At 64.9% G+C, this 25,824-nt stretch carries 23 protein-coding genes and 3 pseudogenes; 20 read left to right on the forward strand and 6 right to left on the reverse strand.

The window, feature by feature from the left end:
- The first annotated feature begins 68 nt into the window (after positions 1 to 68).
- From ppsA to LIN44_RS08960, 3 genes are all read left to right on the forward strand, one after another.
- Positions 69 to 2,453: a phosphoenolpyruvate synthase gene (gene ppsA, locus LIN44_RS08950; protein ID WP_227311860.1), complete on the forward strand. Its 2,385-nt coding sequence runs from the start codon at positions 69 to 71 to the stop codon at positions 2,451 to 2,453.
- Positions 2,454 to 2,604: 151 nt separating this feature from the next.
- Positions 2,605 to 3,039 (forward strand): NfeD family protein, encoded by a 435-nt coding sequence (locus LIN44_RS08955; protein WP_227311861.1) that lies wholly within the window; start codon positions 2,605 to 2,607, stop codon positions 3,037 to 3,039.
- A 108-nt stretch (positions 3,040 to 3,147) separates the two neighbouring features.
- The gene (locus tag LIN44_RS08960) at positions 3,148 to 4,080 is read left to right on the forward strand and encodes an SPFH domain-containing protein (RefSeq protein ID WP_227311862.1); all 933 of its coding nucleotides are present in this window, start codon (positions 3,148 to 3,150) and stop codon (positions 4,078 to 4,080) included.
- A 164-nt stretch (positions 4,081 to 4,244) separates the two neighbouring features.
- Here LIN44_RS08960 and smpB read toward each other — a convergent pair whose 3' ends face one another.
- Positions 4,245 to 4,697: an SsrA-binding protein SmpB gene (gene smpB / locus LIN44_RS08965; RefSeq protein ID WP_018005677.1), complete on the reverse strand. Its 453-nt coding sequence runs from the start codon at positions 4,695 to 4,697 to the stop codon at positions 4,245 to 4,247.
- 179 nt (positions 4,698 to 4,876) lie between these two features.
- Between smpB and LIN44_RS08970 the strand changes: the two genes are divergently transcribed.
- Complete coding sequence (locus LIN44_RS08970) at positions 4,877 to 5,314, forward strand: type II toxin-antitoxin system RatA family toxin (RefSeq protein WP_227311863.1); 438 nt, start codon at positions 4,877 to 4,879, stop codon at positions 5,312 to 5,314.
- Positions 5,301 to 5,648 carry an RnfH family protein gene (locus tag LIN44_RS08975; RefSeq protein ID WP_227311864.1) on the forward strand — a complete coding sequence of 116 codons (348 nt, stop codon included), beginning with the start codon at positions 5,301 to 5,303 and terminating at the stop codon, positions 5,646 to 5,648. The genes LIN44_RS08970 and LIN44_RS08975 overlap by 14 nt, the downstream gene beginning before the upstream one ends.
- A gap of 54 nt (positions 5,649 to 5,702) precedes the next feature.
- Here LIN44_RS08975 and LIN44_RS08980 read toward each other — a convergent pair whose 3' ends face one another.
- Both LIN44_RS08980 and LIN44_RS08985 read right to left on the reverse strand, forming a co-directional pair.
- Positions 5,703 to 6,224, reverse strand: coding sequence for a DUF4124 domain-containing protein (locus LIN44_RS08980; protein WP_227311865.1), 522 nt, complete (start codon positions 6,222 to 6,224; stop codon positions 5,703 to 5,705).
- Between the two features lie 190 nt (positions 6,225 to 6,414).
- Positions 6,415 to 7,374 carry a DMT family transporter gene (locus tag LIN44_RS08985; protein WP_227311866.1) on the reverse strand — a complete coding sequence of 320 codons (960 nt, stop codon included), beginning with the start codon at positions 7,372 to 7,374 and terminating at the stop codon, positions 6,415 to 6,417.
- A gap of 123 nt (positions 7,375 to 7,497) precedes the next feature.
- On the opposite strand from LIN44_RS08985, the gene guaB reads away from it, so the two are divergent.
- From guaB to LIN44_RS09015, 7 genes and pseudogenes are all read left to right on the forward strand, one after another.
- Positions 7,498 to 8,961, forward strand: coding sequence for an IMP dehydrogenase (gene guaB / locus LIN44_RS08990; protein WP_116330858.1), 1,464 nt, complete (start codon positions 7,498 to 7,500; stop codon positions 8,959 to 8,961).
- Between the two features lie 178 nt (positions 8,962 to 9,139).
- Complete coding sequence (locus LIN44_RS08995) at positions 9,140 to 9,751, forward strand: hypothetical protein (protein WP_115662005.1); 612 nt, start codon at positions 9,140 to 9,142, stop codon at positions 9,749 to 9,751.
- A complete protein-coding gene (gene guaA, locus LIN44_RS09000) occupies positions 9,726 to 11,345 on the forward strand; it encodes a glutamine-hydrolyzing GMP synthase (protein WP_227311867.1) in 1,620 nt (539 codons plus the stop codon). The genes LIN44_RS08995 and guaA overlap by 26 nt, the downstream gene beginning before the upstream one ends.
- Positions 11,346 to 11,530: 185 nt before the next feature.
- A pseudogene (locus LIN44_RS09005) lies at positions 11,531 to 11,796 on the forward strand (ATPase); the annotation flags it as partial.
- A pseudogene (locus LIN44_RS09010) lies at positions 11,796 to 12,034 on the forward strand (chromosome partitioning protein ParB). The pseudogenes LIN44_RS09005 and LIN44_RS09010, both read left to right, overlap by 1 nt.
- Positions 12,035 to 12,041: 7 nt before the next feature.
- On the forward strand, positions 12,042 to 12,245 hold the full coding sequence (locus tag LIN44_RS27630; RefSeq protein ID WP_370641554.1) for a hypothetical protein: 204 nt from the start codon (positions 12,042 to 12,044) through the stop codon (positions 12,243 to 12,245).
- An 18-nt stretch (positions 12,246 to 12,263) separates the two neighbouring features.
- A pseudogene (locus LIN44_RS09015) lies at positions 12,264 to 12,666 on the forward strand (DUF3363 domain-containing protein); the annotation flags it as partial.
- A 27-nt stretch (positions 12,667 to 12,693) separates the two neighbouring features.
- Here LIN44_RS09015 and LIN44_RS09020 read toward each other — a convergent pair.
- Positions 12,694 to 13,542 (reverse strand): helix-turn-helix transcriptional regulator, encoded by an 849-nt coding sequence (locus tag LIN44_RS09020; protein ID WP_227314368.1) that lies wholly within the window; start codon positions 13,540 to 13,542, stop codon positions 12,694 to 12,696.
- A gap of 154 nt (positions 13,543 to 13,696) precedes the next feature.
- Here LIN44_RS09020 and hemA point away from each other — a divergent pair, with 154 nt between their 5' ends.
- The 5 genes from hemA (at position 13,697) to LIN44_RS09045 (ending at position 19,661) form a co-directional block, all read left to right on the forward strand.
- Positions 13,697 to 14,938, forward strand: a complete 1,242-nt coding sequence (gene hemA / locus LIN44_RS09025) for a 5-aminolevulinate synthase (RefSeq protein WP_227311868.1) — start codon at positions 13,697 to 13,699, stop codon at positions 14,936 to 14,938.
- A gap of 1 nt (position 14,939) precedes the next feature.
- Entirely contained in the window at positions 14,940 to 15,440 is a 501-nt protein-coding gene (locus tag LIN44_RS09030) for a GNAT family N-acetyltransferase (RefSeq protein ID WP_227311869.1), read from the forward strand.
- Complete coding sequence (locus tag LIN44_RS09035; RefSeq protein ID WP_227311870.1) at positions 15,437 to 16,510, forward strand: Gfo/Idh/MocA family oxidoreductase; 1,074 nt, start codon at positions 15,437 to 15,439, stop codon at positions 16,508 to 16,510. Before LIN44_RS09030 ends, LIN44_RS09035 begins: the two co-directional genes overlap by 4 nt.
- A gap of 28 nt (positions 16,511 to 16,538) precedes the next feature.
- Complete coding sequence (asnB, locus tag LIN44_RS09040) at positions 16,539 to 18,392, forward strand: asparagine synthase (glutamine-hydrolyzing) (RefSeq protein WP_370641644.1); 1,854 nt, start codon at positions 16,539 to 16,541, stop codon at positions 18,390 to 18,392.
- A 159-nt stretch (positions 18,393 to 18,551) separates the two neighbouring features.
- Positions 18,552 to 19,661 (forward strand): MFS transporter, encoded by a 1,110-nt coding sequence (locus LIN44_RS09045; RefSeq protein WP_255637876.1) that lies wholly within the window; start codon positions 18,552 to 18,554, stop codon positions 19,659 to 19,661.
- A gap of 68 nt (positions 19,662 to 19,729) precedes the next feature.
- Here LIN44_RS09045 and LIN44_RS09050 read toward each other — a convergent pair whose 3' ends face one another.
- Together LIN44_RS09050 and galU are read right to left on the reverse strand one after the other, a co-directional pair.
- Positions 19,730 to 20,545 (reverse strand): undecaprenyl-diphosphate phosphatase, encoded by an 816-nt coding sequence (locus LIN44_RS09050; RefSeq protein WP_227311873.1) that lies wholly within the window; start codon positions 20,543 to 20,545, stop codon positions 19,730 to 19,732.
- A 57-nt stretch (positions 20,546 to 20,602) separates the two neighbouring features.
- The gene (gene galU / locus LIN44_RS09055; protein WP_227311874.1) at positions 20,603 to 21,499 is read right to left on the reverse strand and encodes a UTP--glucose-1-phosphate uridylyltransferase GalU; all 897 of its coding nucleotides are present in this window, start codon (positions 21,497 to 21,499) and stop codon (positions 20,603 to 20,605) included.
- A gap of 495 nt (positions 21,500 to 21,994) precedes the next feature.
- Here galU and LIN44_RS09060 point away from each other — a divergent pair, with 495 nt between their 5' ends.
- Genes LIN44_RS09060 through LIN44_RS09070 form a run of 3 tightly spaced genes read left to right on the forward strand, consistent with a single transcriptional unit; the run spans position 21,995 to position 25,824 of the window.
- On the forward strand, positions 21,995 to 23,134 hold the full coding sequence (locus LIN44_RS09060) for a polysaccharide biosynthesis/export family protein (protein ID WP_227311875.1): 1,140 nt from the start codon (positions 21,995 to 21,997) through the stop codon (positions 23,132 to 23,134).
- Entirely contained in the window at positions 23,131 to 23,568 is a 438-nt protein-coding gene (locus tag LIN44_RS09065; RefSeq protein ID WP_227311876.1) for a low molecular weight protein-tyrosine-phosphatase, read from the forward strand. Before LIN44_RS09060 ends, LIN44_RS09065 begins: the two co-directional genes overlap by 4 nt.
- 21 nt (positions 23,569 to 23,589) lie before the next feature.
- Positions 23,590 to 25,824 carry a polysaccharide biosynthesis tyrosine autokinase gene (locus LIN44_RS09070; protein ID WP_227311877.1) on the forward strand — a complete coding sequence of 745 codons (2,235 nt, stop codon included), beginning with the start codon at positions 23,590 to 23,592 and terminating at the stop codon, positions 25,822 to 25,824.

Below are 25,824 nucleotides of genomic sequence, written 5' to 3' on the forward strand. Positions count from 1 at the left end.
CCGGGAACAGAACATCAACAACATGCCGGGCATGCGCAACCAGTTTTCTACTTTGTTTTGAGGCTCTCATGACTAACCAGGCAGATAACGGCGCCTATGTGCTGCCGTTCGAGCAGTTGCGCATGGCTGACGTGGAAATCGTCGGCGGCAAGAATTCGTCGCTGGGCGAGATGATCTCCCAGCTGGCGGAAGCCGGCGTCCGGGTTCCGGGCGGCTTTGCCACCACCGCGCTCGCCTTCCGCGACTTCCTCGCCCACAACAACCTGACCGAGCGCATCTCGCAGCGCCTGAAGACGCTGAACGTCGACGACGTCAAGGCCCTGGCCGAGGCCGGCGCCGAGATCCGCGACTGGGTCGCGACCGCGCCGTTCCAGCCGCGCCTGGAACAGGAAATCCGTGACTTCTATGCCCGCGTGTCCGAGCGCGAAGGCGCCGAGGCCTCGTTCGCGGTGCGTTCGTCGGCCACCGCCGAAGACCTGCCCGACGCCTCCTTTGCCGGCCAGCAAGAGTCCTACCTGAACGTCAGCGGCATCGACGACGTGCTCGACAAGATCAAGCACGTGTTCGCCTCGCTGTACAACGACCGCGCTATCTCTTACCGCGTGCACAAGGGCTTTGCCCACGACGTGGTGGCGCTGTCCGCCGGCGTCCAGCGCATGGTCCGCTCGGACCTGGCCGCTTCCGGCGTGATGTTCACCATCGACACCGAGTCGGGCTTCCCCGACGTGGTCTTCATCACCTCCAGCTACGGCCTGGGCGAAACGGTGGTGCAGGGCGCGGTCAACCCGGACGAGTTCTACGTCTTCAAGCCGACGCTGCAGGCCGGCAAGTACCCGATCATCCGCCGCTCGATCGGCTCCAAGCTGATCAAGATGGAATTCACCAAGCCGGGCGAAGCCGGCCGCGTGAAGACCGTCGACGTGCCCGCCGAACTGCGCAACCGCTACTCGATCACCGACCAAGACGTGAGCGAGCTGGCGCGCTACGCGATGATCATCGAGAAGCACTATGGCCGCCCGATGGACATCGAGTGGGGCAAGGACGGCAAGGACGGCAAGATCTACATCCTGCAGGCTCGCCCGGAGACGGTGAAGAGCCAGTCGGCCGGCAAGGCCGAGCAGCGCTTCAAGCTCAAGGGCACGGCCCCCGTGCTGACCAGCGGCCGCGCCATCGGCCAGAAGATCGGCACCGGCCCGGTGCGCGTGATCAACGACCCGTCCGAGATGGAGCGCGTGCAGCCCGGCGACGTGCTGGTGGCCGACATGACCGACCCCAACTGGGAGCCGGTGATGAAGCGTGCCTCGGCCATCGTCACCAACCGCGGCGGCCGTACCTGCCACGCCGCCATCATCGCGCGTGAACTGGGCGTGCCGGCGGTGGTCGGCTGCGGCGATGCCACCAACGTGCTCAAGGACGGCACGCTGGTGACGGTGTCGTGCGCCGAGGGCGACGAAGGCCGCATCTATGACGGCCTGCTGGAAACCGAAGTGACCGAGGTCCAGCGCGGCGAGATGCCGGAAATCGACGTCAAGCTGATGATGAACGTCGGCAACCCGCAACTGGCGTTCGACTTCGCGCAGATCCCGAACAACGGCGTCGGCCTGGCCCGCCTGGAATTCATCATCAACAACAATATCGGCGTCCACCCCAAGGCCATCCTCGACTACCCGCAAGTCGACGCCGACCTGAAGAAGGCCGTCGAAAGCGTGGCCCGCGGCCATGCCAGCCCGCGCGCGTTCTATGTCGACAAGCTGGCCGAGGGCATCGCCACCATCGGCGCGGCGTTCTACCCGAAGCCCGTGATCGTGCGCCTGTCGGACTTCAAGTCCAACGAGTACAAGAAGCTGATCGGCGGTTCGCGCTACGAGCCGGATGAAGAAAACCCGATGCTGGGCTTCCGTGGCGCCTCGCGCTACATCGCCGAAGACTTCGCCGAAGCCTTCGAGATGGAATGCAAGGCCATGAAGCGCGTGCGCGACGAAATGGGCCTGACCAACGTCGAGATCATGGTGCCGTTCGTGCGCACGCTCGGCCAGGCCGAGAAGGTGATCGAACTGCTGGCCAAGCACGGCCTGAAGCGCGGCGAGAACGGCCTGCGCATCATCATGATGTGCGAAGTGCCGTCCAACGCGATCCTGGCCGAAGAGTTCCTGCAGTTCTTCGACGGCTTCTCGATCGGCTCGAACGACCTGACCCAGCTGACGCTGGGCCTGGACCGCGACTCGGGCATGGAGCTGCTGGCCAAGGACTTCGACGAACGCGATCCGGCGGTGTGCTTCATGCTGTCGCGCGCGATTTCGGCGTGCATCCGCCTGGACAAGTACGTCGGCATCTGCGGCCAGGGCCCTTCGGACCATCCGGACTTTGCCGCATGGCTGGCCAAGGAAGGCATCAAGTCGATCTCGCTGAACCCGGACTCGGTGGTCGAGACCTGGCAAAAGCTGGCTTCCTGAGGCATTTGACGTCACAATAACGATTGCCGGCGCCCTCGGGCAGCCGGCGGAAGCACCGGCCCTGCGTCAGGTGTTGCAAGCCCCGCAGACGCTGTATGGCGCTGCGGGGTTTTTACTTTTTCGGGAAATCCGTGGTCGAACGGGAGCTTGGATGGCGTACTACATCTGGTTCGTGGCAGCGGTGGTGCTGGTGATCGTCGAACTGAACACCGGCACGTTCTATCTGCTGATGGTGGCGGTGGGCCTCGCCGCCGCCGGTGTGGCGGCCTTGCTCGGCGCATCGCCGGCGGCGCAGGCGCTGATCGGGGCGCTGGTCGCGGCGGTGCTGATCGCCGGGCTGCGCCGCACCCGCTTCGGCAAGCTGCGGCGCGGCAATGCCGCGGCCGATCCCAACGTCAACCTCGATATCGGCCAGGAGCTCGACGTGCCCGCGTGGGACGCCAACCGGCGCGCCCGCGTGCCATACCGGGGCGCCGACTGGACGGTCGAGCTGGCACCCGATTGTCCCCCTGACCGCGCGCTGGCGCCGGGCCGCTACCGCATTGTCGCGGTGCGCGGCAGCACGCTGGTGGTGTCGCCCCGCTGAAGCCCTGTCTTCCGAGTCTTTTGCACATCGCGGCCGCGGCCGCGGTGTGTTCCGCCTGCCGCCGACCGGCGGCGCCGTACCGATGTGTTCTGCCTGGAGGGTCGTTACATGCTCGCTTTTCAGCTTGGTTTGCTGCCGCTGATCATCCTTATCGCCGTGATCGTGCTGATCGCCAAGGGCATCAAGATTGTGCCGCAGCAGCATGCCTGGGTGCTGGAGCGCCTGGGCCGCTACCACGCCACCCTGACGCCCGGCCTGTCGATCGTGGTGCCATTCGTCGACCGCGTCGCCTACAAGCACGTGCTCAAGGAAATCCCGCTGGACGTGCCCAGCCAGGTCTGCATCACCAAGGACAACACGCAGCTGCAGGTCGACGGCGTGCTGTACTTCCAGGTCACCGACCCGATGAAGGCGTCGTACGGCTCCAGCAACTTCGTGGTCGCGATCACGCAGCTGTCGCAGACCACGCTGCGCTCGGTGATCGGCAAGCTGGAGCTGGACAAGACCTTCGAGGAGCGCGAGTTCATCAACCACAGCGTGGTCAACGCGCTCGACGAAGCCGCCTCCAACTGGGGCGTGAAGGTGCTGCGCTACGAGATCAAGGACCTGACCCCGCCCAAGGAAATCCTGCATGCGATGCAGGCGCAGATCACCGCCGAGCGCGAGAAGCGCGCGCTGATCGCGGCCTCCGAAGGCAAGCGCCAGGAGCAGATCAACCTGGCCACCGGCGCGCGCGAGGCGGCGATCCAGAAGTCCGAGGGCGAACGCCAGGCGGCCATCAACAAGGCCCAGGGCGAGGCCAGCGCGATCCTGGCGGTGGCCGAGGCCAATGCGCAGGCGATCCAGAAGATCGGCAACGCGATCCGCACCGAGGGCGGCATTGATGCGGTCAACCTGAAGGTGGCCGAGGAGTATGTGGCCGCGTTCGGCAACCTCGCCAAGCAGGGCAATACGCTGATCGTGCCGGGCAATATGGGCGACATGAGCAGCATGATCGCCACGGCCTTGCAGATCGTGAAGGGGCAGCAGAAGGCTGCTTGAAGGGCAGCGCAGGGAAGGGCGGCCAGGCTCAGTAATGCCGTTCAGTTAACCACTGTCGTTCCCGCGCAGGCGGGAACCCAGTGACTTCAAAAGACGCTGGATTCCCGCCTACGCGGGAATGACGGTAGTGTTTGACACCTTAACTGAACGGCACAAGGCCAGGCTCAGTGCTTGGTGTCGCCCTTCATGATGCGGGCCTTCTCGCGCTGCCAGTCGCGCTGCTTTTCGGTCTCGCGCTTGTCGAACTGCTTCTTGCCCTTGGCCAGGCCGATCTCGCATTTCACGCGGCCGCGCGTGTAATGCAGGTTCAGCGGCACCAGGGTGTAGCCGCGCTGCTCGACCTTGCCGATCAGCTTCTTGATTTCATCGGCCTTGAGCAGCAGCTTGCGCGTGCGCACCGGATCGGGCTTGACGTGGGTGGAGGCGCTTTGCAGCGGGCTGATATGGGCGCCGATCAGGAACATCTCGGCGTCGCGCACGACCACGTAGCCTTCCTTGATCTGCACCCGCCCGGCGCGGATCGCCTTGACCTCCCAGCCTTCCAGCACGATCCCGGCCTCGTATCGTTCCTCGATGAAATAGTCGAAGAAGGCCTTCTTGTTATCTGCAATGGTCATGCGTGCGGGTAGGGTGCGGGTGGGTGGATTCTGGCCGGTTCGCTGCGGCGCCGCATGGCGGGATGCCGCGGGGCGCGCGTGTCGGCTAAAATCGGGATTCTAGCAAACCAGCCCCCGGCACAGGCGCATGCCTGCCGCGCAGCGCGCGCGGCATGGCCGCAAGCCAGATTTCCCCTTACATGGCAGACGTCCATAAATCCGTCCTGCTCGGTTACTCCGCCGCGCAGATGTACGACCTGGTCACCCGCGTGGAGGACTATCCCAAGTTCCTGCCATGGTGCGGCGGCGTGGAGGTGTTCGAGCAGACCGAGACCATGCTCGACGCCAAGATCCATATCCACTTCAAGGGCATCCAGCAGTTCTTCCATACGCGCAATACCCAGGAGCGTCCCACGCGTATCGACATGACCTTTGCCGACGGGCCGTTCAAGACGTTCAACGGGTCATGGCGCTTCACGCCGCTGCGCGAAGACGCCTGCAAGATCGAGTTCCACCTGCACTACGAGTTTTCCAGCCTGCTGCTGGAGAAGATCATCGGCCCGGTCTTCAGCATGATCGCCAATACCTTTGTCGATGCCTTCGTCAAGCGCGCCGAGGTGGTGTATGGCACCAGCTGAGCGCAGCGCCGGCACGGTGCATATCGCGGTCTGCTACGCGCGTCCGGACGCCGTGTTTATGAAGGACATCGACGTGCCGGCCGGCACCACGATTGCCGCGGCCATCGCCGGTTCCGGGCTGCAGCAGGCCTGCCCGGAGGTCGACCCGGCCACCATGCGCGTGGGTATTTTCGGCAAGCTCAAGACCCCGGAGACGGTGGTGCGCGACGGCGATCGCGTCGAGGTGTACCGGCCGCTGACGGCGGATCCGAAGCAGGCCCGCCGCAAGCGGGTCCAGAAACAGCGCGCCAGCGGCACGCGCGAGGGCCAGAAATGGCTGCGCGGCAATAGCTGAGCCGCGCCTCGCCGTCAACAAAAACGGGGCCTGGGCGGCCCCGTTTTTGTTGCCTCAGTTGCAGTGCTTCTCCAGGTTGGCGCTGGTCTTGAGGATTTCCGCCTGGCGCTGCTCGCCGCTCAGGTGCTGGAGCGAACCATCCGGGCCGGCGACCGCGGCGCGCATGCCTTGTTGCAGTCCGGTGGCGTAGTTGCGCAGCTGCGCGCAGCGCACCGCGCGCTCGGCCGCCTCGGTTTCCTTGCGGGCTTCTTCGGCGGCGGCTTTCAGGCTGGCTTCGCGGCGCTTCTGGAACGCTTCTTCGGGCGTTGGCGCGGAGACGGCGGGCTTGGCCGATGCCTTGGGCGGTGCCGGCGTGGCGGCGTCCGCGGCCTGGGCGGCCTGCACCGGCTGGAATTCGCCGGCATGGCGTCCGGGCGCGCGCAGGACTCTGGCCGCTGCCGTGGACGGCGGCACGTCGCTGTAGACCATGTGTCCGTTGGCATCGCGCCACTGCCAATAGGCACGGGCCGGCGCAGGCAGGGCCAAGAGGGCGGCAAGGGCAGCGGCAAGCAGGCACGGCGCGGACGATCGTGGCATGGCGGGACGTCTCAAAGTGGCTCTAGAGGCACGGGCCGCCGGCTGCATGCGTGGCGATGCCGCGGCAAGACCACCGCGGCGACAGCTCGGGCGCCCCGCCTGCAAGGCAATGCGTAGCGCCGGTTTGACCCTGGGAAATACGTTGTATTTTTAACTGGCGCGTGTGACCCCCACGCCATGGTTCGCTAGTCTACGCAGACTTGTCGGTGGCGTGCAAGCGCACCGACCAGGCCACGCCGACCATCAGCAACACGATCGCGGCGAGTTCGAGCGGGCGGGGCCAGCGCTGGTCGAAGACAAAGCCATAGGCGAGCGCGAACAGCGTTTCGAACACGATCATCTGGCCCGACAGCGTCAGCGGCAGGCGCCGGCTGGCGATATTCCACAGGTTGTTGCCGATCAGCGAAGCGCCCAGCGCCACCGCGGCATTGACCATCCAGAACCACTGCCAGTCGCGGCCGCTGTCGGCGGCGCTCAGGGTGTCGCCGGCGATGATCCAGCCGACCAGCGCCAGCACCGCGGACACCGCACCAGTCGACAGCCCGTACAGCGCCGACCATTCATTGCCGCTGTAATGCGGGTTGCGCTGCAGGTAGCGCGCGTTGTCTACCGCGTAGAGGGTCCAGCAGACCAGCGCGCCGGCAGCGCAGCCGACCCCGGCCAGCTTCTGCCACACCGGCCGCGCCACGGCGCCGGCCGCCGCCGCATGGGCGCTTTGGCCGCCGCCGAACAGGTCGATATTGATGCAGGCAATGCCCGCGGCCACCACCAGCAGCGGCCACAACAGCCGCGACAGCGGCACCGCGCCGTGGTCGCGCCGGCCCATGATGGTGACCGAGATCGGCAGGATGCCGATGATCAGCGAGGTCGGGCCGACCCCGGCCAGCTGCACGCCGAAGGCCAGCAGCACGTAGTAGAGCAGGTTGCCGGTAAAGGCCTGGCGCAGCAGCGCCACGCAGTCGGCGCGGGTCAGCTTGCGGGCGATGCGCCGCATCAGCGGCAGCGCGGCCACGCACGCCACCAGCCCGTAGGCCAGGTAGCGGCCAATGGCGAGTTCCCAAGGCGAAAACGCGGGCAGAAGCTTGGGGGCGATGAACACCATGCCCCAGAACGCGCCAGCCAGCAGCCCGCACAATACGCCGATTCCCATACTTCGCCGTGCCCGGATAAAAAGACATCGAGCATAGCAGACGGCACCCGGGAACGGCGCTTGCCGGGCATCAGCAAATCGCGCATTCCTGTATAATTCGGTTTTGCGCCTAGAGGAATTGCTATGCGTCTTGTCCAGAAAGCACTCACATTCGATGACGTGCTGCTCGTCCCGGCCTATTCGGCCGTCCTTCCCCGGGATGTTTCCCTCCGCACCAGCCTGACCCGCTCCATTGAACTGAACATCCCGCTGGTATCCGCGGCGATGGACACAGTGACCGAGGCGCGCCTGGCGATCTCCATGGCGCAGGCCGGCGGTATCGGCATCGTCCACAAGAACCTGAAGCCCGCCGACCAGGCCCGCGAAGTCGCGCGCGTCAAGCGCTACGAGTCGGGGGTGCTGCGTGATCCGATCACCATTTCGCCGGACATGAAAATCCGCGATGTGATTGCGCTGTCGCAGCAGCACGGCATTTCCGGCTTCCCGGTGGTCGAGGGCAAGGCCGTGGTCGGCATCATCACCAATCGCGACCTGCGCTTCGAGGAAGAGCTCGACGCCCCGGTGCGCGCCAAGATGACGCCGCGCGAGAAGCTGGTGACCGTGGCCGAGGGCGCGCCGCTGGAAGAAGCCAAGCGGCTGATGAACCGCCACCGCCTCGAGCGCGTGGTGGTGGTCAACCAGGCCTTCGAGCTGCGCGGCCTGATCACGGTGAAGGACATCCAGAAGGCGGTGGACAACCCGCTCGCCAGCAAGGACGACCACGGCCAGCTGCGCGTCGGCGCCGCGGTCGGCGTGGGCCCGGACAACGACGAGCGCGTCGAGCTGCTGGTCAAGGCCGGCGTCGATGTGATTGTGGTGGATACGGCGCACGGCCACAGCCAGGGCGTGCTGGACCGCGTGCGCTGGGTCAAGCAGAACTTTCCGCAAGTGCAGGTGGTTGGCGGCAATATCGCCACCGGCGACGCCGCGCGCGCGCTGGTCGAGCATGGCGCCGACGGCGTCAAGGTCGGCATCGGCCCGGGCTCGATCTGCACCACGCGTATCGTTGCCGGCGTCGGCGTGCCGCAGATCACCGCGGTCTCCAACGTGGCCGAAGCGCTCAAGGGCACCGGCGTGCCGCTGATCGCCGACGGCGGCGTGCGCTACTCCGGCGATGTGGCCAAGGCCCTCGCGGCCGGCGCCCACACCGTGATGATGGGCGGCATGTTCTCGGGCACCGAGGAAGCGCCGGGCGAGACCTTCCTGTTCCAGGGCCGCTCGTTCAAGAGCTACCGCGGCATGGGTTCGGTGGGCGCGATGAAGGACGGTGCGGCCGACCGCTACTTCCAGGAAGACAACACCGCCAACGTCGACAAGCTGGTGCCCGAAGGCATCGAAGGGCGCGTGCCGTACAAGGGCTCGGTGATGGCGATCATCCACCAGCTGACCGGCGGCGTGCGGGCCTCGATGGGCTATTGCGGCAGCAAGTCGATTGCCGACTGGCACGAGAGCGCTCAGTTCGTCCAGATCACGGCAGCCGGCATGCGTGAATCGCACGTGCACGACGTGCAGATCACCAAGGAAGCGCCGAACTACCATATCGACTGATGCCCCCAGGGCCGCGCCCCGTCCCTGCAGGCGGTGCGCGGCCGCGGCATCGGGGCGCAGGCACGCCGTCGCGTGCCCGCGCCCGACCCGCCATCCCATCCGAACCTGGCCGCGCGCCATGCAGGCGTTGTCCTGATGCCCGCCGCACCACCGGCCGGGGCCAAGACGAGGAGCGCCAATGAAGGTGTTGCTGCGAGCCGTGCTGTTTTTCGATGCCCTGGTGGACCTGCTGCTGGGCATCCTGCTGCTGATGTCCCCGTTCACCACGCTGTATGCGGCGCTGCAGTTGCCGCAGCCGCAGCCTGCGCTGTTCGGGCAGTTGCTGGGCGTGGCGCTGGTGGGACTGTCGGTGCTGCTGTGGCAGGCCGCCTTCAATGGCCAGCTGACGGTGCCGGTGGCGCGCACGGCCGGCTACGTGAACCTCGCCAGCGCGGTACTGATCATCGCCTGGATGGTGTTCCTGGAGCTGCCGCTGGAAGGCGCCGGCAAGCTCTGGCTGCCGACCATGGCGGTGGTGCTGCTGTTCTTTGCCGTGGTGCAGATCCCGGCGGCCAAGCGCGTGCGCGTGCGCGAACAGCAACGGAAAATGGAACGCGCGCTGCAGGAACAGGAAAGCAGGAAGGAACCCGGCGTTGCCCCCGCGGCGCGCCCCACGAATACCCCAGAATACCGGCGCGAGCCGGTCATCACGCCGCCGCCGGGCTATGGCCCCGGCACGGAAGTCGTGACCGAGCCCATCCCGGAAGACACGCCATCGGCCCATCATGCACGACAAAATCCTCATTCTTGATTTCGGCTCGCAGGTCACGCAGCTGATCGCCCGCCGCGTCCGCGAGGCGCACGTCTATTGCGAAATCCATCCGAACGACGTCAGCGACGCGTTCGTGCGCGAATTCGCCCCCAAGGCGATCATCCTGTCCGGCAGCCATGCCAGCACCTATGAAGACCACCAGCTGCGCGCGCCGCAGGCGGTGTGGGACCTGGGCGTGCCGGTGCTGGGCATCTGCTACGGCATGCAGACCATGGCGGTGCAGCTGGGCGGCAAGGTCGAGTGGAGCGACCATCGTGAATTCGGCTACGCCGAGATGCGCGCCCACGGCCATACCGAGCTGCTCAAGGACATCGAGGACTTCCGCACCCCGGAAGGCCACGGCATGCTCAAGGTGTGGATGAGCCACGGCGACAAGGTCACCGGCCTGCCGCCCGGCTTCAAGCTGATGGCATCGACGCCGAGCTGCCCGATCGCCGGCATGGCCGACGAGACGCGCCACTACTACGCCGTGCAGTTCCACCCCGAGGTCACGCACACGGTCAAGGGGCGCCAGATGCTGGAGCGCTTCGTGCTGCAGATCGCCGGCTGCAAGGCCGACTGGATCATGCGCGACCATATCGAGGAAGCGGTGGCCCGCATCCGCGAGCAGGTCGGCGATGAAGAAGTCATCCTGGGCCTGTCCGGCGGCGTCGATTCTTCCGTGGCCGCGGCGCTGATCCATCGCGCCATCGGCGACCAGCTGACCTGCGTGTTCGTCGACCACGGCCTGCTGCGCCAGGACGAAGGCAAGCTGGTGATGGAAATGTTCGTCGGCCGCCTGCACGCCAAGGTGGTCCATGTCGACGCCTCGGAACAGTTCCTGGGCCACCTCGCCGGCGTCACCGACCCCGAGCAGAAGCGCAAGATCATCGGCCGCGAGTTCGTCGAGGTATTCCAGGCCGAGGCCAAGAAGCTGACCAACGCCAAGTGGCTGGCGCAGGGCACCATCTACCCGGATGTGGTGGAGTCGGGCGGCACCAAGACCAAGAAGGCCACCACCATCAAGAGCCACCACAACGTCGGTGGCCTGCCCGAGACGCTGGGCCTGAAACTGCTGGAGCCGTTGCGCGACCTGTTCAAGGACGAAGTCCGCGAGCTCGGCGTGGCCCTGGGCCTGCCGCCTGAAATGGTCTACCGCCACCCGTTCCCGGGCCCGGGCCTGGGCGTGCGCATCCTCGGCGAAGTCAAGCGCGACTACGCCGACCTGCTGCGCCGCGCCGATGCCATCTTCATCGAAGAACTGCGCAAGACCATCGCCACCGAACAGGACGCCGCCGCGGGCCTGTGCGAGCCCGACCACGTCGGCAAGACCTGGTACGACCTGACCAGCCAGGCCTTCGCCGTGTTCCTGCCGGTCAAGTCCGTCGGCGTGATGGGCGACGGCCGCACCTACGACTACGTCGTCGCGCTGCGCGCGGTGCAGACCACCGACTTCATGACCGCGCACTGGGCGCACCTGCCGTATGCGCTGCTGGGCCGCTGCTCGAACCGGATCATCAACGAAGTGCGGGGGTTGAACCGGGTTGTGTATGACGTGTCGGGGAAGCCGCCGGCGACGATTGAGTGGGAGTGAAATCAGGTCCTTCGGGGACTATCGCGAGCTATCGAAAAGTCGTCGTGGCACTTTGATTTATAAAGAAATACGTCGCGACGACTATCGGTGGCTATCGCCAGCCCGCAGAACAGATTGGCGGTGTAACTGGCAGTAAGAACCGATGGCCGGATTGAGACCGTCCCGTTCACTACCCAGACCAAAGCCGTCCCAGCCCCTACGACTTGTGGGCGTCGGCCGAGAGGGTGGCGCTGATTCGCGAAGCACAGGTGTTTCGGCTGCGCTGCGCGCGGCCTTCGTCGTCAACCGGAGTGTCAGCACCACCGTAGTCGGCCGCGAGGCACGCAGCGCGCTCGCCGAGCAACCGCTACCGGCGCTGCGCTCGGAAGTACATCAACGCATCGTATTCGCCGACAGCGCCGCCGTGCGCGAGATCGCCGCGCTCACCGACGAGCTGCTGCCGTGGTTGACATGGGCCAACGCAACGGCAAGCGCGTGGGCATCGGCGCGCGTCCCCCGGCGAACCCGCACGCCGAGGAGTGGATTCGCCAGGGCGACGCCGACGGCATCCGGAAAGGCGGTTTCTACACCGCGCGACTGGCCCTCGACATTACGCCCGTCATGCGAGTGCGCATCAAGGTCGGCGCTTTAAGCGCGGCGTGACCGTGGCCGAACTGCTGCGCGCCCTGTTGGAACGAGAGTTCCCGTAGAACCGCCATGAACGCACAACCTTTGGCGGCTACAGTTATACCCGAGCGCGATGGCGCGGGCCGCGATGGCGAACCGGGCCGCACCTGCGGGCCGCAGACCGATGAAGCCGACCTCGACGCCTTCAACGAACTGGCCACCGACGACCGTCATCACTTCCGCTTCATCGTTTCCCCCGAAGACGGCACGGAGCTGGACGTCTTGCGCACCTAAAAGCGGCATCTAGTGAGCCGCGCCGATCATCACTTGGCAATCGAACAGGGCCAGGTCAAGCCCGGACGCGATCCGCAGGACGTCATCGCCGCGCATCTCGGCCGACTGGGAGCCCTGTGCCGGGCTGGCTTCGTGGAGCGTGTGGCCGACGGGCTATGGAAGGTGCCGGACGACCTCGCCGAGAGTGGCCACCAGTACGACGCGCAACGGCTGGGCGGGGTGGCGGTGGAGCTGAAATCGCATCTGTCGATAGAGCGGCCGCAGCGTCATGCTCGCGAGCAGGCACTACGTAATGCTCGATGACGGCATGGGCTTCTCGCTGGTGCCGTGGAAGCCGGTGATCGAGCAGCGGTTGGGGCAGCAGATTGCTGCGACTGTGCGTAATGGAAGCGTGTCCTGGGAGACTGGCTGGCAACGCGGCTTTCGATCGGATAAGACGGGTGAGAGGTCATGCCTGACGCTCACCCAGCCATTTCGAGAATCCCCGATTGTTTCCATCGTCCTCCATTGCGGCGTAGTACACCAGTCGCAAGTGCCGATCCTGGTCAATCGTCAGCTTCGTGTACTCAAAGGCCACCGGACCGAGTCCTTCAAGATTGAGTCGCCGCCACCCGTGGTCAGAACCATGAACATCCTGTTCTTGCCACCACTCTCGAAATTCCGGGGAGAGCCTCTCGAGTTCCTTGATCAATGCGCAGATGTCTGGTTCCTGCGTCGCCTTGACGAAATCTCGGCGGAAGTGGGAGAGCATCTGTAGTGCTTGGTCAGTCCATGGATCGAACAGTGTCCGAGTCGGTCCATCGGCGAACAACATCCAAATCAGGTTTCGACGCTCTGGTGGGTACGTCGAGAAATGGAAGACGTGATCAGCTACAGAGTTCCAAGCCAATACGTCCCAGCGAAGGTTGATCACGTAAGCAGGGCGCGACTCGAGATCGGCCATCAATCTATGGATCACCTGTGGAACGACGCACCAAGTCTTGCCAGGTTCGGCCGGCGGACGTTGCTGAGTAAGCAAGTACAGGTAACGTCGCTCGGCTGCGTCTAGCTTGAGGACGCGTGACAGGTTGTCCAGGAAGGTGGCAGACACGCTGATGTCGCGACCCTGTTCCAACCACGTGTACCAGGTCAGCCCCACCCCAGCCAACGCTGCCACTTCCTCCCGCCGCAAGCCTGGAATGCGCCGGCGCTGGCCCGATGGCAGCCCGACGTCTGACGGCAATACGCGTTCACGACGACTTCGCAGGAACTCGGACAGCTCCTTCCGAGTGCGTTCCATATTGCGAATGATATTCATCCAATTACTATAAGTAATAGTATAAACAGTTAAATTGTAATAGGGAAAAATCGCGCCCACAATTCTTTCGGGATGCTGTTCTGGTTCGTAGACAGCCTGCGGAGGCGTCCGCCGGATCGCCTTGGAGATGTATCGGACGGAGGGAGGGACAGGCATGTACCAGCACCTGTTGAATGAGAAGCTCAGTGGATTGAAGGCGGCCGGGCAATACCGAACCTTCGTGACGCTTAACCGGATTTGCGGCCGGTATCCGCTGGCGCGTCTTGAAGGAAACGAAGAGCGATTGGTCGTCGTTTGGTGCAGCAATGACTACCTCGGGATGTCACAACACCCTGCCGTGCGAAAGGCCATGCACGAAGCGATCGACGCCTACGGTGCGGGTTCGGGTGGCTCCCGCAACATCGGCGGCACCCATGGCCTCTATGCCCAGTTGGAACGGAGCTTGGCTGAATGGCATGCCAAGGAGGCAGCGCTGGTCTTTCCAACCGGTTTCAGCTCTAACGAAGCGACGCTGCGATGCCTACTGCGGGAGATCCCAGACTGTGTGGTGATCAGCGATGAAAAGAACCACGCATCCATCATTGATGGCATCCGCGCGAGTTCCGCGAACCGCAAAGTGTTTCGCCATAACGATCTGGGCCATTTGGAAGCGCTGCTCGCCGAGTACCCGCGCGAGACGCCGAAGATCGTAGTGTTTGAATCGGTGTACTCCATGGATGGCGACGTTGCCCCTATCAGCGAAATCGTAGAACTGGCCCGACGGTACAACGCACTGACCTATCTGGATGAAGTGCATGCCGTGGGGATGTACGGCCCGCGCGGGGCCGGCTTGGCTGCTCACAACGGCGTCGCCGGTCAGGTGGATGTCATCCAAGGGACGATGGCAAAGGCGATAGGTGTGATAGGTGGATACATCGCTGGCGCGCGGTGGCTGGTCGATGCAATCCGTTCGTTTGCAACGGGCTTCATCTTCACGACGTCTCTGCCGCCGGTCATTGTGGCAGGCTGCTTGGCCAGCATCGAGCACTTGAAAGCGCAGTCATACGAGCGCGAGAGGTTGCACACCCAAACCCGGCGCCTGCGAAAAACGCTGGATGCGCTGAACATACCAGTAATGCCGTGCTCCACCACGCATGTGCTGCCGGTGCTGATCGGGAACGCCGATAAATGCAGGGCTGCGGCTGAGCGGCTGTTGCATGTTCATGGGATCTACCTTCAACCGATCAATTTCCCTTCGGTACCCATAGGCACTGAACGCTTCCGGGTCAACGCCACGCCGAACCACAGCGATGCGCAGATCGACCAGCTTGCCGAGGCACTGCGCGAGGTGTTCGCGCATTTCGAAATCCCCTTGAAGACGCCCGGAACTGCTGCCGCTATGCAGGAGGTGTCGTGACATGCCGAAGACCTCCTGGACGATTCGCACGGCTGCGCTTCCGGATATCGACGCATTGGTATCGCTGCGCGCCCATTTGCTTGATGGCGCATCCGCGGAGAGCTATGCGAGCCGCACGCCTGAAGAAAGCCGACGCTGGAAGGCCGCCTATCGACAGTGGCTGATCCAGGTTCTGGTGGGCGACGAACGGACCCGGGTCGTCGTCGGTGAACAAGGGGGTGAAGTTTTGGCCTGCGCCACCGGCCTCATCGACCTGCGCCCACCCGCACCGGATTGCCTAAACGGCTGGTGCGGCTGGGTCCAGTCGGTGGTGGTGGCGCCAGTGTGCAGGCGCCAGGGTATCGCCGAACGGTTGATGCGCGAGTTGATGCAGTGGTTCGCCGGGCGCGGCGTCGCCAAGGTGCTGCTGGAGACGACCCCGGCAGCTCAGGCGCTGTACCGCAGACTGGGTTTCGTGCTTAGCCAGGAAGACCTGCTGATCTTTGCGGGAGATCGGTCATGAAGCTACTGATCGTTGGCCTGGGCTACGCCGGCCAACGCTACCGGCGTGCTTTTCGCTATCTCGCCGGCAAACTGAACCTACCGCTCGATATGGCCTATGTGGGGCGACATGAACGGAACAGCGAAACACTGCCGTACTATCCTGACGTTTCCCGGGCGCTGGCTGAGTTCCATCCCGATGTGGTGGTGGTCAGCGTCAACGACCACGGGCACGTGGGCATCCTGCGAGACCTGGCCGGGTTCGAGGGCTTCGTGCTCTGCGAGAAGCCTCTAGCGACGCCGTACGACGATTGGCCGAGTGCCTGCGCCGGCCTGGCTCACGCCCAAGGGTTTGCGCTGGATCTCGTGGAACGCTATTCGGAAGCCACGCAGCGCCTGAAGGATCAGGTGGTCCAGCAGGAGTGGTCGCTGATCCGTGCCAGTTTTCATTGGGGCAAGAACAGACTGAACGACTACCGACCCACCTGCGGCGTAAGCAGTGAGGTCATTCATGCCCTGGACCTGGTGCGGTGGATCGGCGCACCGGATGAAACGTTGCGCGTACGCCAGGCGATCGGCATTGGCTCGGATTTTTCCCTCTCTGGCCCGGACGTGCCGGACACGGTGATGCTCACCGCCACTCTGGGCGAGGCGGTGGTGGCCGGCTACAGCAGTTTCGTCAACATCCAGCGGCAACGCACGCTGGACTTCTCTTTTGCCGACGCAGCAGGCCAGATTTTTCATGCGCGGCTGGTCTACGACACCCCGGCTTGGGATCGCGACGAATTGCGCGTCTGGACGCGCGACGGCGACGGGCGGGAGGTGCTAATGGATGAGTACCACACATCTCCGGGAGAAGCCGGTCTGGAGACACTGCTCAAGTTGTCGCGACTGTGCGAAGACGTCCTGCACGTGACAGCGCTGGATTCGCCGCCACGACAGCCCTTTGCCGGCCTCGATGACTCGATTGGCTTGCAGCGCCTGCTCGACGGCATCGGCCAGCAGCTGGGTACGCCGCCGTTGGGCCGCTACGTGCGCGGCGCAGCGCGCCAGCTCATCCCCGCGAGCGCGGATCTCGAAAGTCTCGGCTGAGGCCGATCAATGATTGGAAGGACTGACCATGTGTGGAATGACTGGCTGGCTTTCATTCAGCCGTGACGTGCGGGCACACACCAACAGCCTGCAGCGCATGACCGATACCCTGGCCCCGCGAGGCCCCGATGCGCAGGGCCAGTGGGTCGACGGCCCGATCGGTTTGGGCCACCGGCGCTTGTCGATCATCGACCTGGAAGGCGGCCGTCAGCCGATGGTGGTCGATCATGACGGCCAGCGCGCCGCTGCGGTCATCAGCTACACAGGTGAGGTCTATAACTTCCGGGAACTGCGCCGCGACCTGCAGACATGTGGCCACGGTTTCGAGACGCAAAGCGACACAGAGGTGGTGCTGCGTGCCTACCTGCAATGGGGAGCGGCTTTCGTCGAGCGGCTCAATGGCATGTATGCCTTCGGCATCTGGGATCGTGCGAAGCAACAACTTCTGCTGGTGCGCGACCGTATGGGCGTGAAGCCGCTCTACTACTTCCAGACCGATGACGGCGTGTTGTTTGGCTCCGAACCCAAGGCGTTGCTCGCCCATCCGCTGGTACGTCCCAAGGTGACGGTCGATGGATTGCGCGAGATTCTGGAAATGGTCAAGACGCCGGGCCAGGCCATCTTCGCCGGCATGCGCGAGGTATTGCCGGGCGAGATGATCACGGTAGATCGTGCGGGCCTGTCGTGCCACCGCTATTGGACGCTGGAGGCCCGAGAGCACAGTGACATGCTGGAGCAGACCATCCGCCACACCCGCGATCTGCTGGAGGACATCGTCGAGCGGCAGGTCGTCGCCGACGTGCCACTGTGCAGCCTGCTGTCCGGAGGGCTGGATTCTTCGATTATCACGGCCCTGGCGTCCAGGAAGCTGCTGGCCATGGGCAAGGGCAACATCCGGTCGTTCTCGGTGGACTTCGCGGATCATGGCGGCGGCTTCACCGGTGACGCGGTACGCGGCACCCCCGATGCGCCATTCGTGCGCGACCTGGTGCAGCGCATCGGCTCAACCCATGGCGAGATCGTGCTGGACAGCCACGAACTGGCCGATCCGGCGCTACGCGCCAAGGTCGTCCGGGCGCTGGACTTACCACCGGCGTTCTGGGGCGACATGTGGCCTTCGCTATACCGGCTGTTCCAGGAAATCCGTCGACATTCGACCGTGGCCCTGTCCGGTGAATCGGCCGACGAGGTGTTCGGCGGCTACCGCTGGTTCCATGACCCTGCCGCAATCGCCGCCGAAACCTATCCGTGGCTCACCTCGGTTACCGGCAAGTATTTCGACGGCAAGACCTTGTTCGCCCAAGACCTGCTCGATCGGCTGCAGATGGACGACTTCCTGCGCGATAGCTACCGTCAGGCATTGGCTGAAACTCCGGTGCTGCCCGGAGACGATGAAACCAATCGGCGCATGCGGCAGATGAGCTACCTGAATCTGACGCGCTTCTTGCAGACCCTGCTTGACCGCAAGGATCGCATGAGCATGGCGGTCGGCCTGGAGGTACGTGTGCCGTTCTGCGATCACCGCCTGGTCGAGTACGCCTTCAACATCCCCTGGGAGATGAAGGTCTTCGATGGTCGAGAGAAGAGCATCCTGCGTGCCGCCACGCGCGATCTGCTGCCCGACAGCATCGCCGAGCGGGTCAAGAGCCCGTATCCCTCGACTCAGGACCCCGCCTACGAGCGCGGCTTGCGTGAATCTCTGGCAGCCATCTTGGCAGACCCCGGTGCGCCCGTGCGGCCGCTGCTCGATCCGCAACGTGTCGCCCACACCCTGGCTAAGCCACTCGGCGACCTGTCGCCAATGTACGACCGCATGGGCATGGAGTTGGCAATTGGCCTGAATACCTGGCTTGCCGACTATCAGGTTGAACTTGCCGTCTGACACCGCCGTAGACGGCGCACAGCTGTGTGCGCCGTCCACGCTTTTTATCCCCTTGGGAGCCCCGCCGTGTCCCGTCACACGCAATCTCCGGTCTATCTCGTTGCTCTCGGTGCTTTCGCTCTGGGCATGGCGTCCTACGTAACCGCAGGCCTGATCCCCATGATCGAAAAGGCCTTCGTCGTGCCGGTCGCGCTCGCGGCGCAACTGGTGACCGCCTTCACCCTGGCCTATGGCCTGGGCTCGCCCTTGTTCGTCGCGATACTGCCTGCCCATCGACAACGCGGCGGCCTGCTGTTTGCGCTCGGCTTGTTCGTGCTCGCCAATGCTGCCAGCGCCTTGGCGACCGACTTCACCGCGCTGCTGGTTTTCCGCGCAATGGCAGGCATCGGTGCCGGTGTCTATTTGGCCACGGGCATTGCTGCTTCGGCGGCGTTGTCGCCGCCACAACAGCGCGGCAAAGCGATCGCGGTGATCATGGGTGGCATGGCCAGTGGCACCGTCCTGGGGGTGCCGCTGAGTCTGCTGCTGGCTCAGCGTCTTGGCTGGGCGTCTGCGCTGTGGCTGGTGTCCGCGCTGGGGAGCCTTGCTCTGGTCGGCCTGGCGCTCCGACTGCCAGCCCTTCCGGCGGCGACGGTGACCCCGCTGAAGGCCAAGCTGGCCTTGCTGGGCGACGGTCGGGTAGTCGTCATTCTGCTGGTGTCGTTGTTGGCGGCTATTGCCAGCCTGGGCATGTACACCTTCATCGCGCCGTTGCTGTCGGCTACAGATCAGGGCTTAACCCGAACGGTGACGCCCTACCTATGGGTGTGGGGCGTCGGTGGTGTGCTTGGAAGCTTCCTGATCGGCCCTCTGGTAGATCGATTCAAGGGCCCGGTGCTGACTCTTTGGATTATGGCGATCCTGGCGGTATCTCTGTTCCTGCTGCCCGTCACTGCATCCCTGGGCGCTTGGTTGGTGATGCTGCCGATTGCTGCATGGGGGGCCGTAGGGTGGGCGTTACAGGTTCCACAAAACAATGAGCTGATCAAAGCCCGCGAACACCAAGGGGATGGAAATCTCGCCGTGGCTCTCAATGAATCAGCGTTGTACCTGGGTAGTGCAATCGGCGCGGCGCTGGGTGGCGTACTTCTGCTCCAACAATGGTCGGCGGTGGCGTTATCAAGCAGCGCAGGTGTGGTGGCTGTGCTTGGCGTCCTGGTGCAATGGTTGAACCTGCGTCGGATTCCAGGGCGATGCCCCGTCCCTTTATCTCGCCCCGATAACGGGTGACCATGACGAGTGCGCGCTTGATGGACCAGTAGCCAACGGTGCCGCCATTCGTCGCGAGTGCCCCCAACTCAACCCGACCACCCCAGACTCCCTACCCCAATCACCACCCCCAGCGCAATCCGATACCACGCAAACACCCGCAACGAATGCCGCGCCACCAGCCGCACCAGCGCGTTGACGACAACGAGCGCGGAGAGGAAGGCGGCGGTGAAGCCGGCGAGGATCGACCAGACATCCTGCAGGCTGAGCAGATGGTAGTGCCGCATGGCGTCGTAGGTGGCGGCGCTGAGCATGGTGGGGATGGCGAGGAAGAAGGAGAACTCGGTCGCGGCCTGGCGCGATACGCCTGACAGCATGCCGCCGACGATGGTGGCGCCGGAGCGGGACGTGCCGGGGATCATCGCCACGCACTGCGCGAAGCCGATGCCGATGGCCTGTTTCCAGCCGAAGTCTTCGATGGCGTGGATGCGCGGCACGGCGCTGCGGCGCTCGACCCAGAGGATGACCAGCCCGCCCGCGATCAGTGCGGCGGCAACCACGGCCGGATCGAAGAGGTGGTGCTTGATGGGGCCGATCAGCAGTGCGCCGATGACCGCGGCGGGCAGGAAGGCGACCAGCACCGCGGTGGCGAAGCGCAGCGCGTCGGGGTCGCGCCGCGCCACGCCTTCGCACAGGTCCGTGATCTTGGCACGGTACAGCCAGCACACGGCGAGGATCGCACCCAGCTGGATCACCACGTCGAACACGCGCGCCTCGTGGGACGTAAAGTCGATCCAGTCGCCGACCAGGATCAGGTGCCCGGTGCTCGAAATGGGCAGGAATTCGGTCAGGCCCTCGAGCAGGCCGAGGAAGAATGCCTTGCCCAGGTGGATCCAGTCGATCATGAGGCGGTTGCCTTGTGGTTGCTGTGCGATGCGTAGGGGGTGTGGAGCAGCAGGCCGTCAGGCCGCCAGGCTGTGCAGCAGCTGCGGCTCGCGCTGCTCCAGGTAGCTGCGGAACTGCGCGCCGGTTTCCTGGTGCTTGAGCGCGTACTCGACGGTCGCCTTCAGGTAGCCCAGCTTGCTGCCGCAGTCATAGCGCGTGCCGTGGTAGCGATAGGCCAGCACCTGTTCCTGGCTCAGCAGCGACTGGATCGCATCGGTCAGCTGGAACTCGCCGCCGGCGCCGGGCTTCAGTGCGCGCAGGTGGTCGAAGATGCGCGGCGTCAGGATGTAGCGGCCGACCACCCCCAGGTTGGACGGGGCCTCTTCCGGCGCGGGCTTCTCGACGATGCCCGAGACCTTGATCACGCCTTCGCCCCACTCGCGGCCCTCGACCACGCCGTATGAGCGGCTCTGCTCCGGCGAGATCTCTTCGACGCCCAGCACCGAGCAGTTGTAGTGGTCGTAGGCATCGACCATCTGCTTCATCACCGGCGGCTGGCCGTCGATCAGGTCGTCGGCCAGCATCACCGCGAAGGGCGCGTCGCCCACCAGCTTGGCCGCGCACAGCACCGCGTGACCGAGGCCCAGCGCTTCGGACTGGCGCACGTAGAAGCATTCGACATTGGCCGGCTTGATCGAGCGCACCACGTCCAGCAGCGCGCGCTTGTTCTTGGCTTCGAGCTCGACTTCCAGTTCGAAGGCCTTGTCGAAATGGTCCTCGATGGCTCGCTTGGAGCGGCCGGTGACGAAGATCATCTCAGTGATGCCGGCGGCCATGGCTTCTTCGACGGCGTACTGGATCAGCGGCTTGTCGACCACCGGCAGCATTTCCTTGGGGCTGGCCTTGGTGGCCGGCAGGAAGCGGGTGCCCAGGCCTGCGACCGGGAAGACGGCCTTGCTAACGCGACTTGTCATTTCAGTGGTTCCCTTCAAAGGTTCGGCAACGCGCGGGGCGATTGCTGCGGCGACGTCGGCTGCGTCCGCCGGCAAAGAAAGAGGGTGTAGGCGCAACAGGGAATCAATCGCCTACACCCTTAAGTCGGCACGGGGTGCCACCCGCGATTGTGCTGCGTCGCACCACCCGCGGTACCCCTCACGCGTTGGGACGGAATTCGCTTCCACTCCGATGGGGGGATCGGAAACTTGGTAAAAACGCTGGCCGCGCCTTGAAGATGTAGTCCCGCGAGCCATAAACTTCGCCGGTCATTTACGGATGACGCAGTGCAGAAAAGAGCGCGCTCAGCGCGCCGGGCACGACCAGTCAACACCGCCAGGTTCAGTTCCGCAGCCGTGCCAACAAGCGGACAGGCGCCCCCGGCGCCATGCCGGACCAGCGGAGTCACCGCTGTGCATGACGACAGGGTGGCGGCGGGCATGCGGGTCTTCTTGCAAACAAGGGAATCATCGAGAGTGCTAAAGCTTTCAAGCAGCTTGAGGTTTGGCAGGGCCGTCATGTGCCTGGGGATCGTTCCGTTGCTGGCATCGTGCGCGCTGGCGCCGGGCATGCGCTTCGACCCGCAGCGCCCGCTGGATCCTGAGGACCCGCAGTCGGTGCCTAAAGTCACGCAGATCACGCCGGCGCTGGTGCGTACGCTGAAGGCCGCCACGCCGCCCGCGAACGCCGGCGTGGAAGCGTTGTTCGGCGAGCCCGGGCCCTATACCGTGGGGGTTGGCGACATTCTCTCGATCGTGGTGTGGGATCACCCGGAGCTGGTGTTCCCGACGCAGACCTACTCGATCGGCGCTGCCTACGAAATCCCCAGCTACAGCGGCGCGGCCAACATTCCGGGCTACGTGGTCAGTCCGGCGGGGACCATCCAGTTTCCGTACGCCGGCGTGCTCAAGGTGCTCGGCCAGACGCCGGACCAGATCCGCGGGCAGCTCAGCACGCAGCTCAAGCCGGTGGTCACGATGCCGCAGGTCACGGTGCGCGTGCTGGCCTTTCGCAGCAAGCGGGTCTACCTCGACGGCGAAGTGAAGACGCCAGGCCCGCAGAATATCGACGACGTGCCGATGACGCTGGTCGAGGCGCTCAACCGTGCCGGCGGCATCAACGTGCTGACCGGCGACAACAGCCGCATCCGCATCTCGCGCGAGGGCAAGACCTATTACGTCAGCCTGCCGGCGCTGCTGCAGCAAGGCATCGACCCGGCGCGCATCCTGCTGCGCAACGGCGACATCGTGCGCGTGGAGCAGCGCGAGGACAGCAAGGTCTTCGTGACCGGCGAAGTCGTCAAGCCGACGCCGGTGATGCCGCGCAACGGCCGGCTCACGCTCAGCGAAGCGATCGGTGAAGCCGGCGGCCTGAATCCCAATTCGGCCAACGCCAAGGAGCTCTACGTGATCCGCAAGGCCGCCGACGGGCAGGCCGAGGTGTTCCACCTCGACGGCAAGTCGCCGGTCGCCTTTGCCCTGGCCGAGGCCTTCGAGCTGAAGCCGCGCGACGTGGTCTATGTCGATGCCGCGGGCGTGGTGCGCTGGAGCCGCGTGATCAACCAGCTGGTGCCCAGCGGCAACTTCTTCACGTCCACGGCGAACGCAGTCAAATGATCAAGACCGTACTCGTGGTCTGCATCGGCAATATCTGCCGCAGCCCGATGGCACAGGGCCTGCTCAGGCAGGCGCTGCCCGAGGGCGAGGTGGTCTCCGCCGGCCTGGGCGCGCTGTCCGGGCACGCCGCGGATCCGCATGCGGTGGACCTGATGAGCCGCCAGGGCGTGGATATTTCCGGGCACCGGGCGCAGCAACTCAATCACGTGCTGGTACGGCGCGCCGACCTGATACTGGTGATGGACGGCGCGCAGCGGCAGGAGATCCAGCGCCTGCACCCGGCGACCACCGGAAGGGTATTCCGCCTGGGCGAGCTGGAAAAGTTCGATGTGCCCGATCCCTACCGCCAGCCCCGAGCGGCATTCGAGAGCGCGCTGCAGCTGATCCAGCGCGGCGTGCAGTCCTGGGTGCCCCGCATCCGGGCCCTGGGTTAAACCGATACTGTCCTGCCTGCCATGAACCAGTCCACTTATCTTCCCGTCGCGGCGCCGGCCCAGTCGGACGAGATTGCCGCCGTCCGCTACCTCGACGTGCTGGTGGCAAACCGCTGGCTGATCGCGGCGATTGCGTTTGCCATCCTGGCGCTCGGCGTTGCCTACGCGTTCCTGTCGCGCCCGGTCTACGAGGCCAACATCCTGGTGCAGGTCGAGGACAGCCAGAACAGCCCGAACGGGCTGCTGGGCGATGTCTCGTCGCTGTTCGACGTCAAGACCCAGGCGACCGCGGAAATCGAGATCCTGCGCTCGCGCATGGTGGTCGGCAAGGCGGTCGACAACCTGCGGCTCTATATCGATGCCAAGCCCAAGTATTTCCCGCTGGTCGGGCCCTGGATCGCCAGCCAGTCGAAGGGCTTGTCCGACCCCGGCCTGTTCGGCATGGGCGGATATGCTTGGGGCGCGGAGTCGATCGAGGTGCCGACCTTCGACGTGCCCGAGGCGCTGCAAGGCGAGAGCTTCCTGCTGGTGAGCCTGGGCGATGGCCGCTACCGGCTCGAGCAGGGCAGCCTGGACCAGCCCATCGTCGGCCGCGTCGGCGAAGCGGTCCAGGTTCACCATGCGGTCGGCGAGGTCCGGCTGTTGGTGACGGCACTGAAGGCCAAGCCCGGCATTGCCTTCAACCTGGTGCGCCAGTCGCGCCTGAAGACGCTGGAGCAGCTGCAGCAGCAGTTGAACATTGCCGAGAAGGGCAAGCAGAGCGGGGTGATCGGGGCCTCGCTGGAAGGCAATGACGCCAGGCTGACGGCGGCGATCCTGAACGAGATCGGCGACGAGTACGTGGCGCAGAACATCAACCGCAAGGCCGCGGAAGCGGAAAAATCGCTGCTGTTCCTCAACAACCTGCTGCCGCAACTGAAGGGCGAGCTCGAACGCGCGGAAGTGAAGTACAACGCGATGCGCAACGAGCGCGGCACCTTCAACCTGAGCGAAGAGGGCAAGGCCTTCCTGCAGGAGAGCGTGACCGCCGAAACCTCGCTGCTGGAACTCAAGCAGAAGCGCGCCGAGCTGGTGACGCGCTTTGCGCCGGGCCATCCGTCGATGCAGGCGATCGACAAGCAGATTGCCGCGCTGGCGGCCAAGGTGGGAGCGGTCGCTGGCCGGGTCAAGACCCTGCCGACGCTGGAGCAGGATACCGTGCGCCTGATGCGCGACGTGCAGGTCAACAACGACCTCTATGTCGGCATGCTGAACAATATGCAGCAGCTCAAGCTGGTGAAGGCCGGCAAGGTCGGCAGCGTGCGCCTGGTCGACAGCTCGCCGGTTCCCGAGGAGCCGGTCAAGCCGAAGAAGGCGCTGGTGATCGTGCTGGCGGCGGTGCTTGGCGTGCTCGCCGGGGCGGTGGTGGCCTTTGTCCGCAATGCCCTGTATGGCGGCATCACCGACCCCAAGGACATCGAGGAACACACCGGGCTCAACGTGTATGCGACGGTGCCTCAGTCCGAACACCAGCTCACGTTCAGCAAGGACATCCAGGCGCGCAAGCGCGGCCACTACCTGCTGGCCGACCGCTTCCCCAACGAGCCCTCGGTGGAAAGCCTGCGCAGCCTGCGCACGTCGCTGCAGTTTGCCATGCTGGATGCGCCCAACAACCGCGTGCTGCTGACCGGTGCCACCGCCGGCGTGGGCAAGTCGTTCGTCTCGGTCAACCTGGCCGCGTTGATGGCCGCGGGCGGCAAGCGCGTGCTGCTGGTCGACGCCGATATGCGCAAGGGCTACCTGAACCAGTATTTCGGCAAGGACCGCGAGCCGGGTTTGTCCGACGTGCTGGCCGGCAAGCTGGCGCTCGAAGACGTGATCCATCGCGACGTGGTGCCGGGACTCGACTTCATCGGCACCGGAACGATTCCGCCGAATCCCGCCGAGCTGATGCTGAAGGAGCGCATGGTCAGGCTGCTGGAAGAGCTCAGCGCGCGCTATGACATGCTGATGATCGACACCCCGCCGGTGCTGGCCGTCGCCGATGCCGCGATCCTGGCCGAACGTTGCGGCACGGTGTTCCTGGTGACGCGCTTCGGCAAGAGCTCGATCGGCGAGATCTCGGAATGCGCCAAGCAATTGGGGCAGGTCAACGTGAGCGTGAAGGGGGTGATTTTCAACGGCCTCGACCCCAATGCCTTCCGCTATGGCTATGGCTCCAAGTACGGGCGCTATCGCTATGCCTACTACGGCTACTCGCAGAGCGAGAAGGCGTAA

Source organism: Cupriavidus sp. MP-37, from assembly GCF_020618415.1.
Classification (GTDB): domain Bacteria; phylum Pseudomonadota; class Gammaproteobacteria; order Burkholderiales; family Burkholderiaceae; genus Cupriavidus.

Bases quoted from the DNA above. Each gene is read 5' to 3' on its own strand.
- LIN44_RS09045 (WP_255637876.1), top strand. From the start codon at position 18,552: ATGATCGAAAAGGCCTTCGTCGTGCCGGTCGCGCTCGCGGCGCAACTG.
- LIN44_RS08960 (WP_227311862.1), top strand. From the start codon at position 3,148: ATGCTCGCTTTTCAGCTTGGTTTGCTGCCGCTGATCATCCTTATCGCC.
- LIN44_RS09065 (WP_227311876.1), top strand. From the start codon at position 23,131: ATGATCAAGACCGTACTCGTGGTCTGCATCGGCAATATCTGCCGCAGC.
- LIN44_RS09050 (WP_227311873.1), bottom strand. From the start codon at position 20,545: ATGATCGACTGGATCCACCTGGGCAAGGCATTCTTCCTCGGCCTGCTC.
- ppsA (WP_227311860.1), top strand. From the start codon at position 69: ATGACTAACCAGGCAGATAACGGCGCCTATGTGCTGCCGTTCGAGCAG.
- LIN44_RS09035 (WP_227311870.1), top strand. From the start codon at position 15,437: ATGAAGCTACTGATCGTTGGCCTGGGCTACGCCGGCCAACGCTACCGG.
- galU (WP_227311874.1), bottom strand. From the start codon at position 21,499: ATGACAAGTCGCGTTAGCAAGGCCGTCTTCCCGGTCGCAGGCCTGGGC.
- smpB (WP_018005677.1), bottom strand. From the start codon at position 4,697: ATGACCATTGCAGATAACAAGAAGGCCTTCTTCGACTATTTCATCGAG.
- guaB (WP_116330858.1), top strand. From the start codon at position 7,498: ATGCGTCTTGTCCAGAAAGCACTCACATTCGATGACGTGCTGCTCGTC.
- guaA (WP_227311867.1), top strand. From the start codon at position 9,726: ATGCACGACAAAATCCTCATTCTTGATTTCGGCTCGCAGGTCACGCAG.
- hemA (WP_227311868.1), top strand. From the start codon at position 13,697: ATGTACCAGCACCTGTTGAATGAGAAGCTCAGTGGATTGAAGGCGGCC.
- LIN44_RS08995 (WP_115662005.1), top strand. From the start codon at position 9,140: ATGAAGGTGTTGCTGCGAGCCGTGCTGTTTTTCGATGCCCTGGTGGAC.
- LIN44_RS09030 (WP_227311869.1), top strand. From the start codon at position 14,940: ATGCCGAAGACCTCCTGGACGATTCGCACGGCTGCGCTTCCGGATATC.
- LIN44_RS09070 (WP_227311877.1), top strand. From the start codon at position 23,590: ATGAACCAGTCCACTTATCTTCCCGTCGCGGCGCCGGCCCAGTCGGAC.
- LIN44_RS08970 (WP_227311863.1), top strand. From the start codon at position 4,877: ATGGCAGACGTCCATAAATCCGTCCTGCTCGGTTACTCCGCCGCGCAG.
- LIN44_RS09020 (WP_227314368.1), bottom strand. From the start codon at position 13,542: ATGAATATCATTCGCAATATGGAACGCACTCGGAAGGAGCTGTCCGAG.
- LIN44_RS27630 (WP_370641554.1), top strand. From the start codon at position 12,042: ATGAACGCACAACCTTTGGCGGCTACAGTTATACCCGAGCGCGATGGC.
- LIN44_RS08975 (WP_227311864.1), top strand. From the start codon at position 5,301: ATGGCACCAGCTGAGCGCAGCGCCGGCACGGTGCATATCGCGGTCTGC.
- LIN44_RS08985 (WP_227311866.1), bottom strand. From the start codon at position 7,374: ATGGGAATCGGCGTATTGTGCGGGCTGCTGGCTGGCGCGTTCTGGGGC.
- LIN44_RS08980 (WP_227311865.1), bottom strand. From the start codon at position 6,224: ATGCCACGATCGTCCGCGCCGTGCCTGCTTGCCGCTGCCCTTGCCGCC.
- asnB (WP_370641644.1), top strand. From the start codon at position 16,539: ATGTGTGGAATGACTGGCTGGCTTTCATTCAGCCGTGACGTGCGGGCA.
- LIN44_RS08955 (WP_227311861.1), top strand. From the start codon at position 2,605: ATGGCGTACTACATCTGGTTCGTGGCAGCGGTGGTGCTGGTGATCGTC.